Source organism: Micromonospora sp. CA-246542 (assembly GCF_050942905.1).
Lineage (GTDB): Bacteria > Actinomycetota > Actinomycetes > Mycobacteriales > Micromonosporaceae > Micromonospora.
Map to the genome: position 1 here is coordinate 5,883,270 of NZ_CP192040.1, position 15,077 is coordinate 5,898,346.

General features: G+C 69.7%; 16 protein-coding genes. 2 read left to right on the forward strand and 14 right to left on the reverse strand.

What is annotated here, in order from left to right:
- Positions 1–16 precede the first annotated feature (16 nt).
- On the reverse strand, positions 17–1,459 hold the full coding sequence (murA, locus tag ACQP0N_RS27245) for a UDP-N-acetylglucosamine 1-carboxyvinyltransferase (protein WP_433115128.1): 1,443 nt from the start codon (positions 1,457–1,459) through the stop codon (positions 17–19).
- Here murA and ACQP0N_RS27250 point away from each other — a divergent pair.
- The gene (locus ACQP0N_RS27250; RefSeq protein ID WP_433115130.1) at positions 1,458–2,030 is read left to right on the forward strand and encodes a cob(I)yrinic acid a,c-diamide adenosyltransferase; all 573 of its coding nucleotides are present in this window, start codon (positions 1,458–1,460) and stop codon (positions 2,028–2,030) included. The genes murA and ACQP0N_RS27250 overlap by 2 nt on opposite strands.
- Before the next feature lie 374 nt (positions 2,031–2,404).
- Here the strand turns inward: ACQP0N_RS27250 and ACQP0N_RS27255 are convergent, their stop codons facing one another.
- The 13 genes from ACQP0N_RS27255 to glyA all read right to left on the reverse strand — a co-directional run bounded on the left by ACQP0N_RS27255 (position 2,405) and on the right by glyA (position 13,407).
- On the reverse strand, positions 2,405–2,860 hold the full coding sequence (locus ACQP0N_RS27255; RefSeq protein ID WP_355052865.1) for a DUF2550 domain-containing protein: 456 nt from the start codon (positions 2,858–2,860) through the stop codon (positions 2,405–2,407).
- A gap of 12 nt (positions 2,861–2,872) precedes the next feature.
- Positions 2,873–3,154, reverse strand: coding sequence for a F0F1 ATP synthase subunit epsilon (locus ACQP0N_RS27260; RefSeq protein WP_433115132.1), 282 nt, complete (start codon positions 3,152–3,154; stop codon positions 2,873–2,875).
- An 89-nt stretch (positions 3,155–3,243) separates the two neighbouring features.
- Entirely contained in the window at positions 3,244–4,344 is a 1,101-nt protein-coding gene (locus ACQP0N_RS27265; protein ID WP_355052884.1) for an LCP family protein, read from the reverse strand.
- A 264-nt stretch (positions 4,345–4,608) separates the two neighbouring features.
- Complete coding sequence (gene atpD, locus ACQP0N_RS27270) at positions 4,609–6,045, reverse strand: F0F1 ATP synthase subunit beta (protein WP_433115134.1); 1,437 nt, start codon at positions 6,043–6,045, stop codon at positions 4,609–4,611.
- Positions 6,045–6,974, reverse strand: a complete 930-nt coding sequence (locus ACQP0N_RS27275; protein WP_433115136.1) for a F0F1 ATP synthase subunit gamma — start codon at positions 6,972–6,974, stop codon at positions 6,045–6,047. The genes atpD and ACQP0N_RS27275 overlap by 1 nt, the downstream gene beginning before the upstream one ends.
- 4 nt (positions 6,975–6,978) lie before the next feature.
- Positions 6,979–8,631 carry a F0F1 ATP synthase subunit alpha gene (atpA, locus tag ACQP0N_RS27280; RefSeq protein ID WP_433115138.1) on the reverse strand — a complete coding sequence of 551 codons (1,653 nt, stop codon included), beginning with the start codon at positions 8,629–8,631 and terminating at the stop codon, positions 6,979–6,981.
- Between the two features lie 142 nt (positions 8,632–8,773).
- A complete protein-coding gene (locus ACQP0N_RS27285; protein WP_355052860.1) occupies positions 8,774–9,595 on the reverse strand; it encodes a F0F1 ATP synthase subunit delta in 822 nt (273 codons plus the stop codon).
- Complete coding sequence (locus ACQP0N_RS27290) at positions 9,595–10,134, reverse strand: F0F1 ATP synthase subunit B (RefSeq protein ID WP_112584053.1); 540 nt, start codon at positions 10,132–10,134, stop codon at positions 9,595–9,597. The genes ACQP0N_RS27285 and ACQP0N_RS27290 overlap by 1 nt, the downstream gene beginning before the upstream one ends.
- 33 nt (positions 10,135–10,167) lie before the next feature.
- The gene (locus tag ACQP0N_RS27295; protein ID WP_238677315.1) at positions 10,168–10,401 is read right to left on the reverse strand and encodes an ATP synthase F0 subunit C; all 234 of its coding nucleotides are present in this window, start codon (positions 10,399–10,401) and stop codon (positions 10,168–10,170) included.
- A gap of 65 nt (positions 10,402–10,466) precedes the next feature.
- Positions 10,467–11,264, reverse strand: coding sequence for a F0F1 ATP synthase subunit A (gene atpB, locus ACQP0N_RS27300; protein ID WP_433115141.1), 798 nt, complete (start codon positions 11,262–11,264; stop codon positions 10,467–10,469).
- Between the two features lie 11 nt (positions 11,265–11,275).
- Positions 11,276–11,512: an AtpZ/AtpI family protein gene (locus tag ACQP0N_RS27305; protein WP_355052858.1), complete on the reverse strand. Its 237-nt coding sequence runs from the start codon at positions 11,510–11,512 to the stop codon at positions 11,276–11,278.
- 190 nt (positions 11,513–11,702) lie between these two features.
- Entirely contained in the window at positions 11,703–12,125 is a 423-nt protein-coding gene (locus ACQP0N_RS27310; RefSeq protein ID WP_433115142.1) for a hypothetical protein, read from the reverse strand.
- Positions 12,118–13,407 (reverse strand): serine hydroxymethyltransferase, encoded by a 1,290-nt coding sequence (gene glyA, locus ACQP0N_RS27315; protein ID WP_433115144.1) that lies wholly within the window; start codon positions 13,405–13,407, stop codon positions 12,118–12,120. Before glyA ends, ACQP0N_RS27310 begins: the two co-directional genes overlap by 8 nt.
- Before the next feature lie 200 nt (positions 13,408–13,607).
- Here glyA and ACQP0N_RS27320 point away from each other — a divergent pair, with 200 nt between their 5' ends.
- The gene (locus ACQP0N_RS27320) at positions 13,608–15,071 is read left to right on the forward strand and encodes an SDR family oxidoreductase (RefSeq protein WP_433115146.1); all 1,464 of its coding nucleotides are present in this window, start codon (positions 13,608–13,610) and stop codon (positions 15,069–15,071) included.
- The last annotated feature ends 6 nt before the right edge of the window (positions 15,072–15,077 follow it).

The following is a 15,077-nucleotide window of genomic DNA, read 5'->3' on the forward strand; positions in this document are numbered from 1 at the left end:
GAGGCGCAGCGCGACCTCAAATCTCCAGCGACGGCTCCTCGGGCGCGGTCCCCCGCTCCACCGCCACGCCGAGCGCACGCAGGTCGGCCACGAAGTCCGGGTACCCCCGGTCGACGTGGTGCACGTGCGAGACCTCGGTGGGTCCGTCCGCACAGAGCGCGGCGATGATCAGTCCGGCGCCGGCGCGGATGTCGGTGGCGCGTACCGGCGCCCCGGACAGCCGCTCCCGGCCCCGGACCACGGCGTGGTGCCCGTCGGTCTTGATGTCCGCGCCGAGCCGCATCATCTCGTTCGCGAACATGAACCGGCCGTCGAAGATGTTCTCCGTGATCAGGGATGCGCCGTCGCTGACCGAGGCCAGCCCGATCGCCATCGGCAGCAGATCGGTGGCGAAGCCGGGGTACGGCAGGGTCACCACGTCCACCGCGCGGGGCCGGTCGTCCATGCGTACCCGGAAGCCGTCGCCCCGCGTCTCGACCAGGCCGCCGGCCGCGACGACCTTGTCCAGCGCGACCTCCAGGTAGGCCGGGTCCAGGCCGGTGACCGTCACGTCGCCGCGCGTCATCGCGGCGCCGAACGCCCAGGTGCCGGCGACGATCCGGTCCCCCACGGTGGCGTGCCGCACCGGCCGCAGACCGGGCACGCCGGTGATCCGCAGGGTGGACGTGCCGGCGCCGGAGATCCGCGCGCCCATCTGGTTGAGCATCGTGCAGATGTCGACGATCTCCGGCTCCCGGGCCGCGTTGTCGATCGTCGTGGCGCCCTGGGCCAGCACCGCTGCCATGACCAGGTTCTCGGTCGCGCCCACGCTGGGGAAGTCCAGCACGATGTCGGCGCCGCGCAGCCCGTGCGGGGCCTCGGCGATGACGAACCCGTGCTCACCGGAGATCTCCGCACCCATCCGGGTCAGCCCGGAGATGTGCATGTCCAGGCCACGTGAGCCGATCGCGTCACCGCCCGGGTGGGCCACCCGCACGTAGCCCCGACGGGCCAACAGGGGGCCGAGCACGCAGATCGACGCGCGCAGCCGCCGGACCAGGTCGTAGTCGGCCTCCGCGCCCGGCTGCTCGGGTACGTCGATGGTGACCGAGCGGGACCGGGCGACGCCGCCCCGCACCACCATCGGATCGACGGGGTCGTCCGCGTCGAACCGGACGTCACAGCCCAGCCGCCGCAGCACCTCCCCCATGATCGCGATATCGGTGATCCGCGGAACGTTGGTGATCACGCTGCGTCCGGGAGCGAGCAGCGCGGCGGCCATCAACTTCAGCGCCGAGTTCTTGGCGCCGACGACGTGCACGGTGCCCGCCAGTCGGGCCGCACCGCAGACCCGGATGACGTCGACGTCGTTGACCGCCGTGTCACCGGCGTCGCCCGGACCCACCACCGCAGGCCAGCCGGCTGTCGTGTCCGGCCGAGCGGGGATCGTGAGTTCCGGTATCCGTAGGCTGTGCGTCATGGCCGTCCACCTCACGCGCATCTACACCAAGGCCGGCGACGCCGGCATGACCAGGCTGAGCAACAACGAGCAGGTCCCGAAGACCGATCCACGGATCGCCGCGTACGCGGATGTCGACGAGTGCAACGCGGCGATCGGTGTCGCACTCGCCCTGGGCCAGCTCGACGAGGAGCTGCGGGCCGTCCTGGCGTCGGTGCAGAACGACCTGTTCGATGTCGGCGCCGACCTGTCCACGCCCGTGGAGCCGGAGCCGAAGTACCCGCCGCTGCGGGTGACCGAGGAGTACGTCGAGCGCCTGGAGGGCTGGTGCGACGAGTACAACGCGCGCCTGAGCAAGCTCGACTCCTTCATCCTCCCCGGCGGCACCGCTGGCGCGGCGCTGCTGCACGTGGCGCGGACCACCGCCCGGCGAGCCGAGCGGGCGGCGTGGGCGCTGGTCAGCCACGATCCGGACCGGACCAGCCCGCTCCCGGCAAAGTATCTCAACCGGCTCTCCGATCTGCTCTTTATCCTCTCAAGAACGGCAAATCCGGCAGGCGATGTGCTATGGGTCCCCGGCGGCAAGCGCTGACGATGGGCGAGTTCCCGCTCTAGCCGCCCTCACGCGTCCCGGCGGCCGGCACCTCGCCCAGTCAGCCTTGATCGGCTCGAGTTCCATGAAGTCGGGTCATTAGCGTCGCCCGAACACCCCAAGTTCAAGGAAGCCGAGTCGATCACCCCCCCGGCAACGCATGAAGGCGAGACCCAGCGAACCCGGTAACGGCAGGTGGTCAAAGAACCGGACCGGACCGACGCACCGCGCCGCGGACGGGTTTCCGGGGCAGCCCGCCCGGCGCAGGGATCAAGCCTGACCGCCCGGAGCCGGGCGGGCTGCCCCGGAAACCCCGAAGAGCGACCACAGAAGCTCCAGAGCGACCAGAGAAGCCCCAGAGCAACCAGGAGCGATCAGGCGGCCGGCCAGTCCTGGGAGGCCAGACGCGGCGAGACCGCCCCCGGAGGGGCGGCCTCGAGCCAGGAGAGGAAACCGGTCACGGTCGATCGCGCCATGGCGATCTCCACCGGTGCGTGGTGACTCGTACAGCGGAGGATCACCCAGTCGGCCGGCATGGAGAGCCGTTCCTGCCCTTCGGGCAACCGCCGGCGTTCGACCGCGAGATCCTTGCGGGAGAGAACCCGCTTGGGGCGGATCGCGAAGCTGAACATTCGATACCAGCGCAGCTCGTCAGCGGCGAACCGGCCGAAGCCGGGTGACCAGCCACGCCCGTCGAGCACGGTGGTGACCCGGACGCTGAGCCGGATGATGCCACCGCTGCGGGTCACGAGAGCCCGCCGGACGAAGAGTACGAGAAGTGCGACGAGGATGACGGCGACGCCGATCCCGATCCCTTCGACGATCTCCATCCCCGGTGTGACTCAGCGGCTCTGCGCGGAAACCGGGGTCGCGCTCTCGGCCAGCACGGTGACGCCCTCGGCGCTCACCGAGAGGAAGCCGCCGTCCACCTCGTACGAGACCTGCTCGCCACCGGCCAGCTTGATGCGGACCTGGCCGGGCTCGGCGAGCTGGCCGAGCAGCGGCGCGTGACCCGGCAGGACACCGAGTTCGCCCTCGGTGGTCCGGGCGACGACCATCTCGGCCTCACCGGACCAGACCTTCTCCTCGACGGCGACGAGCTCGACGTGAAGCTGCTTTGCCACGCTGTCTCCTTGCTGCGGCGGCGGATTGCCGAAAGTCTAGTCGTGCCGCCGCGCCGCCCCCAACGCGGGTGGCGAGAGCTGCGCCACGGCTACTTGGTCTTGTTCTGGAATTCCGGGTGCTCGAGAAGGAACGGGTCCAGTTGTTCATTCTGCAGGGCGGTGAAGAAGTCCGGGACGCCTGCCTGGAACTGCTCACCCAGGTATTTCTTACCCTCGTAGACCCCGCCACCGGGGAGCTTGATCATCTGGATGGTGTTCGGGCGGATGTTCTTCAGGGCGAGCCCGAAGTCGACAACGCTGTTGCCCCGGCCGTTGAAGATCAGCGACTGGCCGGCGGCGCGCAGCACCTTGTCCAGCTTGATCGGGTTGGCCACCACGTCGGCGCTGAACGCCTGACCGACCATCGCCTTGACGAACTGCTGCTGATGGCGCTGCCGGCCATAGTCCGAGTCCGGGACGCCGTTCTTCGGGTACCGCTGCCGGACGTAGTCCAGCGCCTGCCACCCCTTGAGGTGGTGGGTGCCCTTCGTGTAGACCGCCTGCGGCCCGACGTAACCCTCTCCGTACGTCTTGCCCGGCCGCGGGGTGCCGTCCGGCTGCTTGTGCTCGGACCGCACCTCCCGCTCGACGTACATGTCGACGCCGCCCATCGCGTCGACGATCTTCTGGAAGCCGGTGAAGTTGATGATCGCTCCGCCGTCGAACCGCTTGATGCCTGTCACGTTCTGCACGGTGGTGGCCAGCAACTCGAACCCCCGCGCCGCGTCGGGATTCTTGCCGGGCACCTGACTGCCGAACGACATCGCAGCGTTGATCTTGGTCTTCTCGCCGGAGAAGTTGGCCTTCTTGAAGGCCGGGATCTGCACGTAGAGGTCCCGCGGCACCGAGAACAGGTAGGCCCGGTCCATCGAGGCGGGCACGTGCAGCACCATGATCGAGTCGGCCAGCGGCGCCGCCGTCGGCGTACGCGGGTCGATGCCCACCAGCAGGAGGTTGAGCGGCCCCTTGATGTCGCTCTTCTTCTCCTTGGCGCCCGCCGCCTGGTCACCGAAGAGGTCGGCCTTGCCGACGGCGCCCTCGTAGCGGGCCATCAGCACCTCGGTGCCGACCAGCACCCCGCCGCTGAGCATGGTCAGCACCAGGCCGAACACGGTGCACACCTTGGCCCAGCGCGGCACGCCCCGCCACATGGACGACTTGCGGCCCTTCTTGCCGGCCTTACCCACGTCATCTCCGTTCGCTACGCCCACGCAGAGGAGACGGGCTCACGTCGTCGAAAGGTTGCACTCGTCCGCGCCCGTGAAGGTGAACGCGCGGACCGACCGTATCTCGGCCGCCACGTGAGTGACGACCACGAGTAACGGACCGCGACGATGGTAAGACGTGAAGATGAACAAAAGACTGCCCCGACATTGCCGGGGCAGTCTTTTGCGGTACGGGTACGACAAAGGCTGTCAGGCCTTCATCAGCTCCTCAGCCTTGGCTTCCAGGTCCTCGAGACCGCCGCACATGAAGAACGCCTGCTCGGGGAAGTGATCGTACTCACCCTCGCTGATCTTGCGGAACGCCTCGATGGTCTCCTTGATCGGGACCGTCGAGCCCGGCACGCCGGTGAACTGCTCCGCCGCGTAGGTGTTCTGCGAGAGGAAGCGCTCGATCCGCCGGGCCCGGGCCACGGTGATCTTGTCTTCCTCGGAGAGCTCCTCGATACCGAGGATGGCGATGATGTCCTGCAGGTCCTTGTAGCGCTGCAGGATCCGCTTCACCTCGGTGGCGACCTGGAAGTGCTCCTGGCCGACGAACTCCGGGGCGAGGATCCGGGACGAGGACGCCAGCGGGTCCACGGCCGGGTAGATGCCCTTGTCGGAGATCGACCGCTCCAGGTTGGTGGTCGCGTCGAGGTGGGCGAACGTGGTGGCCGGGGCGGGGTCGGTGTAGTCGTCCGCCGGCACGTAGATCGCCTGCATCGAGGTGATGGCCTGGCCCCGGACGGAGGTGATGCGCTCCTGGAGCTCGCCCATCTCGTCGGCCAGGGTCGGCTGGTAACCCACGGCGCTCGGCATCCGGCCGAGCAGGGTGGAGACCTCGGACCCGGCCTGGGTGAAGCGGAAGATGTTGTCGATGAAGAGCAGCACCTCCTGCTTCTTCACGTCGCGGAAGTACTCCGCCATGGTGAGCGCGGAGAGCGCGACCCGCAGACGCGTGCCCGGCGGCTCGTCCATCTGGCCGTAGACCAGCGCGGTCTTGTCGATGACGCCGGACTCGGTCATCTCGGCGATCAGGTCGTTGCCCTCACGGGTGCGCTCACCCACGCCGGCGAAGACCGAGGTACCACCGAAGTTACGGGCGACCCGGGTGATCATCTCCTGGATGAGCACCGTCTTGCCCACGCCCGCGCCGCCGAACAGACCGATCTTGCCGCCCTTGACGTACGGGGCGAGCAGGTCGATCACCTTGATGCCGGTCTCCAGCATCTCGGTCTTCGGCTCCAGGTCCGCGAAGGCCGGGGCCTTGCGGTGGATACCCCAGTGGTCGTCCGGGGTGAGGGTCTCGCCCTCCTTGAGGTTGAGCACCTCGCCGATCGCGTTGAACACGTGGCCCTTGACCGCGTCGCCCACCGGAACGGTGATCGGCTTACCGGAGTCACGAACCTCCGCGCCGCGAACCAGACCGTCCGTCGGCTGCATCGAGATCGCGCGGACCAGGTTGTCACCCAGGTGCTGGGCGACCTCCAGGGTCAGCGTCTTCTCACCGCCGGACAGGCTCACGGTGACGTTCAGGGCGTTGAACAGGGCCGGCATGGCGTCGCGCGGGAACTCGGCGTCGACGACCGGGCCGATGACCCGGACCACGCGACCCGTGGCCGTCTTGGTCTCTACTGGTGCAGTCATCACACTTCACTTCCCGACGCGGCCAGCGCGTTGGCGCCGCCGACGATCTCGCTGATCTCCTGGGTGATCCCGGCCTGACGGGCCGAGTTCATCTCACGCGTGTACTTCTCGATCATGTCTTCGGCGTTGTCGGTGGCGCTCTTCATCGCCCGCCGCCGTGCCGCCGACTCACTCGCCGCCGACTCGAGCAACGCCGCGTAGATCCGCGTGTTGATGTACCTCGGCAGGAGCGCGTCGAGCAGCGCCTCCGCCTCCGGCTCGAACTCGTACGCCGGCAGCAGCCCCTCGGAGCGCGGCCGGTCCTCCACCTGCATCGGACCGATGACCTTGGTGACCGGGTTCTGCGTCATCAGCGAGTGGAACTCGGTGTAGACGATGTGCAACTCGTCCACGCCGAGGACCCCGTCCGCGCCAGCGCCGCCGTCGGCGTCGTCGGCACCGGCCGTGAACGCCTTGATCAGCGTCTCACCCACGGCACGGGCGTCCTCGAACGACGGCTGCTCGCTGAACCCGGTCCAGTTCGCCTCGATCGGCCGGTCGCGGAAGCGGTAGAACCCGACGCCCTTACGCCCGATGACGTAGAGCACCGGCTCCTTGCCGTCCGCCCGGAGGCGCGCGATCAGCGACTCGGCCATCCTGATCGCGTTGGAGCTGTAGCCGCCGGCCAGGCCACGGTCGCTGGTGACCAACAGGACGCCGGCCCGCCGCACCCGCTCGCGCGGGGTGAGCAGCGGGTGGTCGATCCGCGCGTTGGACGCCAGCGCCGTGAGCACACCGGTGATGGCCTGGGCGTACGGCAGGGACGCCTGCACCCGGGCCTGGGCCTTGGCGATCCGGCTCGTCGCCACGAGCTCCATCGCCTTGGTGATCTTCTTCATCGACTTCGCCGAGCGGATTCGTTGACGAAGAACGCGTACCTGGGCCGCCATCAGATCAGCTCTCGGCCGGGCGGTCGGTCGCGCCGTCGCGGAAGCGGGTCACCGTCTCGCGGTTCTCGTCACCCTCGAGCGGGGCGGCCGGCGCGTCGTTGACCTTGCGCTCGTCCTCCTTGCCCAGGAAGACCTGCTTGAACTCGGCGATCGCCGCGTCGAGCGAGCCGGTGATGTCGTCGTTCCACTGGTTGTCGGCGATCGACGCGAGGACACCCTCGTGCTTGTGCCGCAGGTACTGGAGGAACTCGGCCTCGAAGCGCCGGATGTCACCCACCGGCACGTCGTCCAGCTTGCCCTCGGTGCCGGCCCAGACCGAGACGACCTCTTCCTGCACCGGGTACGGCGAGTAGTTCGGCTGCTTGAGCAGCTCGACCAGCCGGACGCCACGGTTGAGCTGGTTCTGCGAGGCGCGGTCCAGGTCGGAGGCGAAGGCGGCGAACGCCTCCAGCTCGCGGTACTGGGCCAGGTTGAGCCGCAGCGACCCGGAGACCTTCTTCATCGGCTTCACCTGGGCGGCGCCGCCGACCCGGGAGACCGAGGTGCCGACGTTGATCGCCGGACGGACGCCCTGGTTGAACAGGTCGGTCTCCAGGAAGATCTGGCCGTCGGTGATCGAGATGACGTTGGTCGGGATGAAGGCCGAGATGTCGTTGGCCTTCGTCTCGATGATCGGCAGACCGGTCATCGAGCCGCCACCCAGCTCGTCGGAGAGCTTCGCGCAGCGCTCCAGCAGGCGGGAGTGCAGGTAGAAGACGTCACCCGGGTACGCCTCACGGCCCGGCGGGCGACGCAGCAGCAGCGACACGGCCCGGTACGCCTCGGCCTGCTTGCTCAGGTCGTCGAAGACGATCAGGACGTGCTTGCCGCCGTACATCCAGTGCTGTCCGATGGACGAGCCGGTGTACGGGGCCAGGTACTTGAAGCCGGCCGGGTCGGACGCCGGCGAGGCGACGATGGTGGTGTACTCCAGCGCGCCCGCCTCCTCCAGCTGCCCCTTGATCGAGGCGATGGTGGAGGCCTTCTGGCCGATGGCGACGTAGATGCAGCGGACCTGCTTCTTCGGGTCGCCGGTGCGCCAGTTCTCCCGCTGGTTGAGGATGGCGTCCAGGGCGACGGTGGTCTTGCCCGTCTTGCGGTCGCCGATGATCAGCTGGCGCTGGCCACGGCCGATCGGGGTCATCGCGTCGATCGCCTTGATGCCGGTCTGCAGCGGCTCGAACACCGACTGCCGGGACATCACGTTCGGAGCCTGCAGCTCCAGCTCGCGGTAGCCCTCGTCGGCGATGTCGCCGAGGCCGTCGATCGGCTGGCCGAGCGCGTTGACCACGCGGCCGAGGAACGCGTCGCCGACCGGAACCGAGAGCACCCGGTCGGTGCGCTTGACGCGCTGCCCCTCCTCCAGCTTGGCGGAGTCACCCAGGACGACGACGCCGATCTCCCGGACGTCGAGGTTCAACGCCACGCCGAGCGTGCCGTCCTCGAACTCCAGGAGCTCGTTGGTCTTGGTCGAGGGCAGGCCCTCGACGTGGGCGATGCCGTCGCCGGTGTCGGCGACGGTGCCGACCTCCTCGCGGGAGACGTCGGACGAGTAGGAGGAGACGTAGCGCTCCAGAGCGCCGCGGATCTCCTCCGTCGAGATGGTCAGCTCGGCCATCCTCTGCTTCCTTAAAATTCAGGGGCCCGGGATACCTAGTACCAACCGGTCCGAATGGCGTCTGTCAATCCGGGCGCTGCGGCGGCGGAGCCGCCCCAACGGTGAGGCGGCGGAACCACCGCATTGCTGGCGGCGAAGCCGTTCAGCGCTTCGCGAGCGCGTTGCGGGTCTCGTTGAGGCGGCGCAGGATCGTGCCGTCGTACAGGTCTGAACCAACCCGGACGCTCACGCCACCGAGAACGGCGGGGTCGACCGTCTGCTTGACGGACACCTCCCGACCGTATATCGCGGCGAGGCTCGCACCCAGTCGACGCTCGTCCTCGTCACTCAACGGGGCCGCGACGGTCACGTACGCCACCTGCCGGTCCCGCCGGTCGGCGGCCAGCTCGACCAGCCGGGTGAGCGCTCCGGTGAAGGAACGCCCGCCGAACCCGGCGAGCGCAGCCTCGACGAGGCTGACGGTGACCGGCCGGGCCTTGCCGGCGAGCAGCTCGCGAGCCAGGGTGGCCCGCTGCTCGACCGGGGCGACCGGGTCGGCGAGAGCGTTGCTCAGCGCCGACTGACCGGACACGACCTGACCGAAGCGGAACAGCTCGTCCTCCACCTCGCCCAGCTCACCGGCGGAGTCGGCGCTGGCCAGCAGCGCCTCCACGCCGAGGCGCTCGGTGCCGTCGAGCAACTCCGACGGTGCCGACCAGCGGCCCGAGACCAGCGTGACGAGCAGGTCGAGCGCGTCCGCGCCGATCCGCCCACCCAGCATGTCACCGAGCAGCGCGCCCCGGTCCGCGCCGGGACGAGCCGGGTCGGAGAGCGCCCGACGCAGCCGCGGCTCACGCCGCAGCAGGGTCGCCACGGAGAGGATGGCGTCGGCGGTGGCGGCCACCGCCGACGGCTCCGCGCCGCGGACGTACGCGTCGAGGCCTTCGGCCGCGACCTTGTACGACTCCCGGCTGGCGGCCTGCATCAGCGGGCCCCCGTGCTCTCGAGGCCGCTCAGGAACCGGTCGACGGTGCCCTTGCGCCGCGCCTCGTCGGCCAGCGACTCGCCGACGATCTTGCTGGCCAGGTCCACCGCGATGGTGCCGACCTCCGCGCGCAGCTCGCGCACGATGGTGGCCCGCTCGGCGGCGAGTGCGTCCTTGCCGGCCTGGATGACCCGGTCGGACTCTTCCCGCGCCTTGGCGAGGATGTCCTGCCGGATGCCCTCGGCGTCGGCCCGCGCGTCGTCACGGATCTTGGCGGCGTCGGTCCGCGCCTCGGCGAGCTGGGCGCGGTACTGCTCGAGCAGCTGGTTCGCCTCGGCCTGGGCGGCCTCGGCGCGCTTGATGCCGCCCTCGATCGCGTCGACCCGAGCCTGGAACGTCTGCTCCATGCGCGGGAAGACGAACTTCATCAGCACGAAGCAGAGCACGGCGAAGGCGACCGTGCCGACCACGATCTCCTGCCAGATCGGAATGATCGGGTTGTGGTCTGACTCACCACCCTCGGCGGCGAGGAGGAACAACATGGGTGACCTCCCGGTCGGAAGGGGCGGGTACTACTTGGCCCAGATGAAGCCGAAGGCGATGCCGAACAGGGCGAGCGCCTCGATGACGGCGAAGCCGATCCAGACGTACGGCAGGGTCATGCGCGACGACTCGGGCTGCCGGGCGGTCGACTGGATGTAGGCGGCGAAGACCAGGCCAACGCCGATGCCCGGGCCGATGGCCGCGAGGCCGTAGCCGATGGCGGCGGTGCTGCCGTTGACCTCGGCGAGAACGCTAACGTCCATTGGTGTGGTTCCTCCTGGTTATCACGCGTGACTCTCACGCGGGACGACAACGGTTGGTGCGTGGATCAGTGCTCTTCGGCGAGCGCGCCCTGGATGTAGCTGGCGCTCAGGACCGTGAAGACGTAGGCCTGCAGGACGATGACCAGCGCCTCGAGGAGGGTCAGCGCCACGGTCATCACCCAGGAGACCACCGAGACCGGCGCCAACCAGGCGTTGGCGTTGAGCATCGCGAAGCCGCCGAGCGTGAAGACCAGCAGGAGCATGTGGCCGGCGAACATGTTCGCGAAGAGACGAACGGCCAGTGAGAACGGCCGGATGATGAAGGTCGAGAACGCCTCGATCGGGATCAGCAGCGGCAGGATGTACCAGGGTGCCGGCGGGATCAGGGCGTGCTTGAAGTACTTGCCGAAGCCGTGGTGCCGGATGCCGATGTAGTTGAACAGCACGTAGCTGATCACCGCGAGGATCGCCGGGAAGGCGATGTGCGAGTTCGGCGAGATCTGGAAGAGCGGAATGATCGCGAAGGCGTTCGTCACCAGCACGAAGCAGAACAGCGTCGTGAAGTACGGGGCGAACCGCACGCCCTGGTGCCCGATCATGTCGACCGAGATGTTGTTGCGCACGAAGCCGTAGATCGACTCGGCGAACCACTGCTTCTTGGTCGGCACCAGTTGCGGGTTCCGATAGGTCGCCAGGAAGAAAATGATCAGAAAGCCGACCGCGATCCAGATCATCAGCGTGAACTTGGTGAACCACGGAGCGTTCTCCGCGCCCCAGGGCACGATCGCGGGCAGGTAGAAGTCCTCCACACTGGGTGGGAATGCCGCCTGGCCCGCTGCCAGGACGTTCGCCTGTCCGAACACCGCGTCCCTTCCTAAGTAGGCGTGCCGAGTCGGCGGATGACCAGGATGACGCCCCCAGCCATGCCGAGCACGAAGCCGATGCCGGTGGCGACGCCACCGGTGTCGAGCCACTGGTCGACCAGCCAGCCGATGAAACCCCACACGAGCATGCCTCCGATGAGGTAGCTGAGCGCGGTCCAACCCTGACCGGCACCGGACGGATAGTCGTCCGGTTGACCGGCGGGACGGGGGGTTTGGTCATCAGCCATGACGGGGCGAACGATATCAGCCGGGAAGACGAGGCTGTGCCTCACCCCCCGCACAACCGTCGTTGTGTGGGCTTCTCGTGGGCGCCGTCGTCTGTGGGCACGCTACTCCCCTTCCGCCCGTCGGAAAATGACCGGAGGCCGACACATTGCCGCGCGTCCGATAGGTGGGACACCCGTGTCGACGACCAGGTCAGCCGGAGCGGCGGGCGTGCACCGTGGTCAGCCACCAGAGGTGCGCCGCTGTCCACACTGCCACCCCGGCGACGATGCCGAGGCAGAGCGGAACTAACCCCGCCCAACCGGTCGACGCCACCGCCACCAGGACGACACCCAGAAGGGTGAACTTCAGCACGTACAGCCCCAGACCGAGCGGCAGCAGCAACTGCGGGTTGACCTGGTCGGCCCGCGCCAGCACCACCGTCGTGAGGGTGTAGCTGAGCACCGTCACGCCCACCCCGGCCACCGCGCCGAGCGCGGCGGTCGCACCACCGGTCACCCCGCCCACCACGGCCGCGACCACGGCCAGCGCCGCCGACGCGGCCAGCAGCACCGGCAGGTGCCGCAGCCGCCACCGTCCGTCGCTCGCGGGTTCGACCACCCCGGGCTCAGCCACGGGGGTACGCCGGGAAGGCCGCGACCAGTTCGGCCACCTCGGCGCCGATCGTGCTCAGCGCGTCGGCGCCACCCGGTTCACCCGGGTTCGTGCGTACCGCGCGGGCGATCAGGGCGGCCACCTGCCGCAGCTCACCCTCGCGCATGCCCTGGGTGGTGACGCTGGGCGTGCCCACCCGGATACCCGAGGCCACCATCGGCGGCTGCGGATCGTACGGAATGGCGTTCTTGTTCAGGGTGATCGACGCGGCGTCGCAGCGACGCTCGGCCTCGGTGCCGGTCACCCCCAGCTCCCGCAGGTCGATGAGAGCGAGGTGGGTGTCGGTGCCACCGGACACCGGGCGCATGCCCTCGTCGGCCAGCCCGGCGGCGAGCGCCTGCGCGTTGCGCACCACCTGGGCGGCGTACGTCTGGAACTCGGGCTGGGCCGCCTCGCGCAGCGCGACCGCCTTGGCCGCGACCGCGTGCATCAGCGGGCCGCCCTGGGTGAACGGGAAGACCGCCTTGTCGATCCGCTGGGCCAGCGACTCGCGGCAGAGGATCATGCCGCCCCGGGGACCGCGCAGCACCTTGTGGGTGGTGGCGCAGACGACGTCGGCGTACGGCACCGGCGACGGGATCGCCCGACCGGCCACCAGGCCGATGAAGTGCGCGGCGTCCACCATCAGGTACGCCCCGACCTCGTCGGCGATCTCCCGGAACCGCGCGAAGTCGATCAGCCGGGGGTACGCGGTGGCCCCACAGATGATCAGCTTGGGCCGGTGCGCGCGGGCCAGGTCGCGTACCTCGTCGTAGTCGATCAGCTCGGTGTCCGGCCGGACCGGGTAGCCCACCGGGTGGAACCACTTGCCGGAGAAGTTCACCCGGCTGCCGTGGGTGAGGTGCCCGCCGTGCGGCAGGTCCATCGCCAGCACCGTGTCCCCCGGCTGCACCAGCGCGGCGTACGCGGCCAGGTTGGCGCTCGCCCCGGAGTGCGGCTGGAGGTTGGCGTGCTCGGCCCCGAACAGCTCCTTGGCCCGGGCGATGCCGATCTCCTCGGCCCGGTCCACCTCGGCGCAGCCGCCGTAGTAGCGCCGACCCGGGTACCCCTCGGCGTACTTGTTGGTCAACGTCGAGCCGAGCGCGGCCAGCACCGCCGGTGAGGTCAGGTTCTCGCTCGCGATCAGTTGCAGGCCACCCCGCAGCCGGTCCAGTTCGCCGAGGACCACCCCGGCGATCTCCGGATCGGTGGCCCTGAGCTGGGCGAAATCCGGCCCCCAGAAGGTGCTCGTCTCGGTCTCCACAGCGAACGAGTCTAGGGCCTGTCGCACCAGGGCGGCCGAGCCGAGGCGGAGTCCGGGCGGCGATCCGGCAAGGCGCGGTCCCGTCCGGACACCGGTGTCGTATCCGGACGGGACCGCAACGCCGCCGGGCGTCGTCCGGGCCCGCCGCAGGCCGGCCAGTTCTTGTGCGACAGGCCCGCGGCGGCCGCACACTGGGACTCGTGAGATGCCTCGTCACCGGAGCCACCGGATACATCGGCGGGCGACTGACGCCGCTGCTGCTCGCCGACGGGCACACCGTGCGCTGCCTCGCCCGAAAGGCAGGACGCCTGCGCGATGTGCCGTGGGCGGCGGCGGCCGAGATCGTCGAGGGTGACCTGAGCCGGCCGGAGACACTGCCCGCCGCCTTCGCCGACGTGGACGTCGCGTACTTCCTGGTGCACTCGCTGGGCCGGGCGGACTTCGAGGCGGCCGACCGGACGGCGGCGACGAACTTCGCGGCGGCGGCCCGCGCGGCCGGCGTACGCCGGATCGTCTACCTCGGTGGTCCGGAGCCGGCGGCCGACGCGGAGGTCCCGTCGCCGCACCTGCGGTCCCGGGCCGAAGTGGGCCGGATCCTGCTCGCCAGCGGCGTGCCCACGGCGGTGCTCCGCGCTGCGGTGATCATCGGCTCCGGCTCGGCGTCGTTCGAGATGCTGCGCTACCTGACCGAGCGGCTGCCGGCCATGGTCACGCCACGGTGGGTCCGCAACCGGATCCAGCCGATCGCGGTCCGCGACGTGCTGCGCTACCTGGCCGGCTGCGCCACCCTGCCGCCCGACGTCAACCGCGGCTTCGACATCGGCGGACCGGACGTGCTGACCTTCCGCGACATGATGGACCGCTACGCCCGGGTGGCCGGGTTACGACGACGGATCATCGTGCCGGTCCGGCCGCTCACCCCGTCGCTCTCGTCGCACTGGGTCGGCCTCATCACCCCGGTACCGAACAAGATCGCCCGGCCGCTGGTGGAGAGCCTGATCCACGAGGCCGTGGCCCACGAACACGACATCGCCCGGTACGTGCCCGATCCGCCCGGCGGCCTCACCGGCTTCGACGAGGCCGTGCGGTTGGCGCTGGCCAAGGTGCGCGACGCCCAGGTGGAGACGCGCTGGTCCACCGCGAGCGGCACCGACGCGCCCGCCGAGCCGCTGCCCAGCGACCCGGACTGGTCCGGCGGGACGGTGTACACGGACATGCGGGAACGGGCGGTGGACGCGTCGCCGGCCGCGCTCTGGCGGGTCATCGAGGGCGTGGGCGGCGAGCACGGCTGGTACTCGTTCCCCCTCGCCTGGTCGGTACGCGGCTGGCTGGACCGGCTGGTCGGCGGCGTGGGGCTGCGCCGGGGCCGGCGCGACCCGCACCGCCTCCAGGTCGGCGAGGCGCTGGATTTCTGGCGGGTCGAGGAGATCGTTCCGGGCGAGCTGTTGCGGCTGCGCGCGGAGATGCGGCTGCCCGGCCGCGCCTGGCTGGAGATGCGGGCGCTGCCGGCCGAGAACGGCCACAGCCGCTACCAGCAACGTGCCGTCTTCCTCCCCCGCGGCCTAGCCGGCCACGCCTACTGGGGCTCGGTCACCCCGTTCCACGCCGTGATCTTCGGCGGAATGGCCCGCAACATAGCCCGCAACGCCGAACAAACCCCCTAACCCACC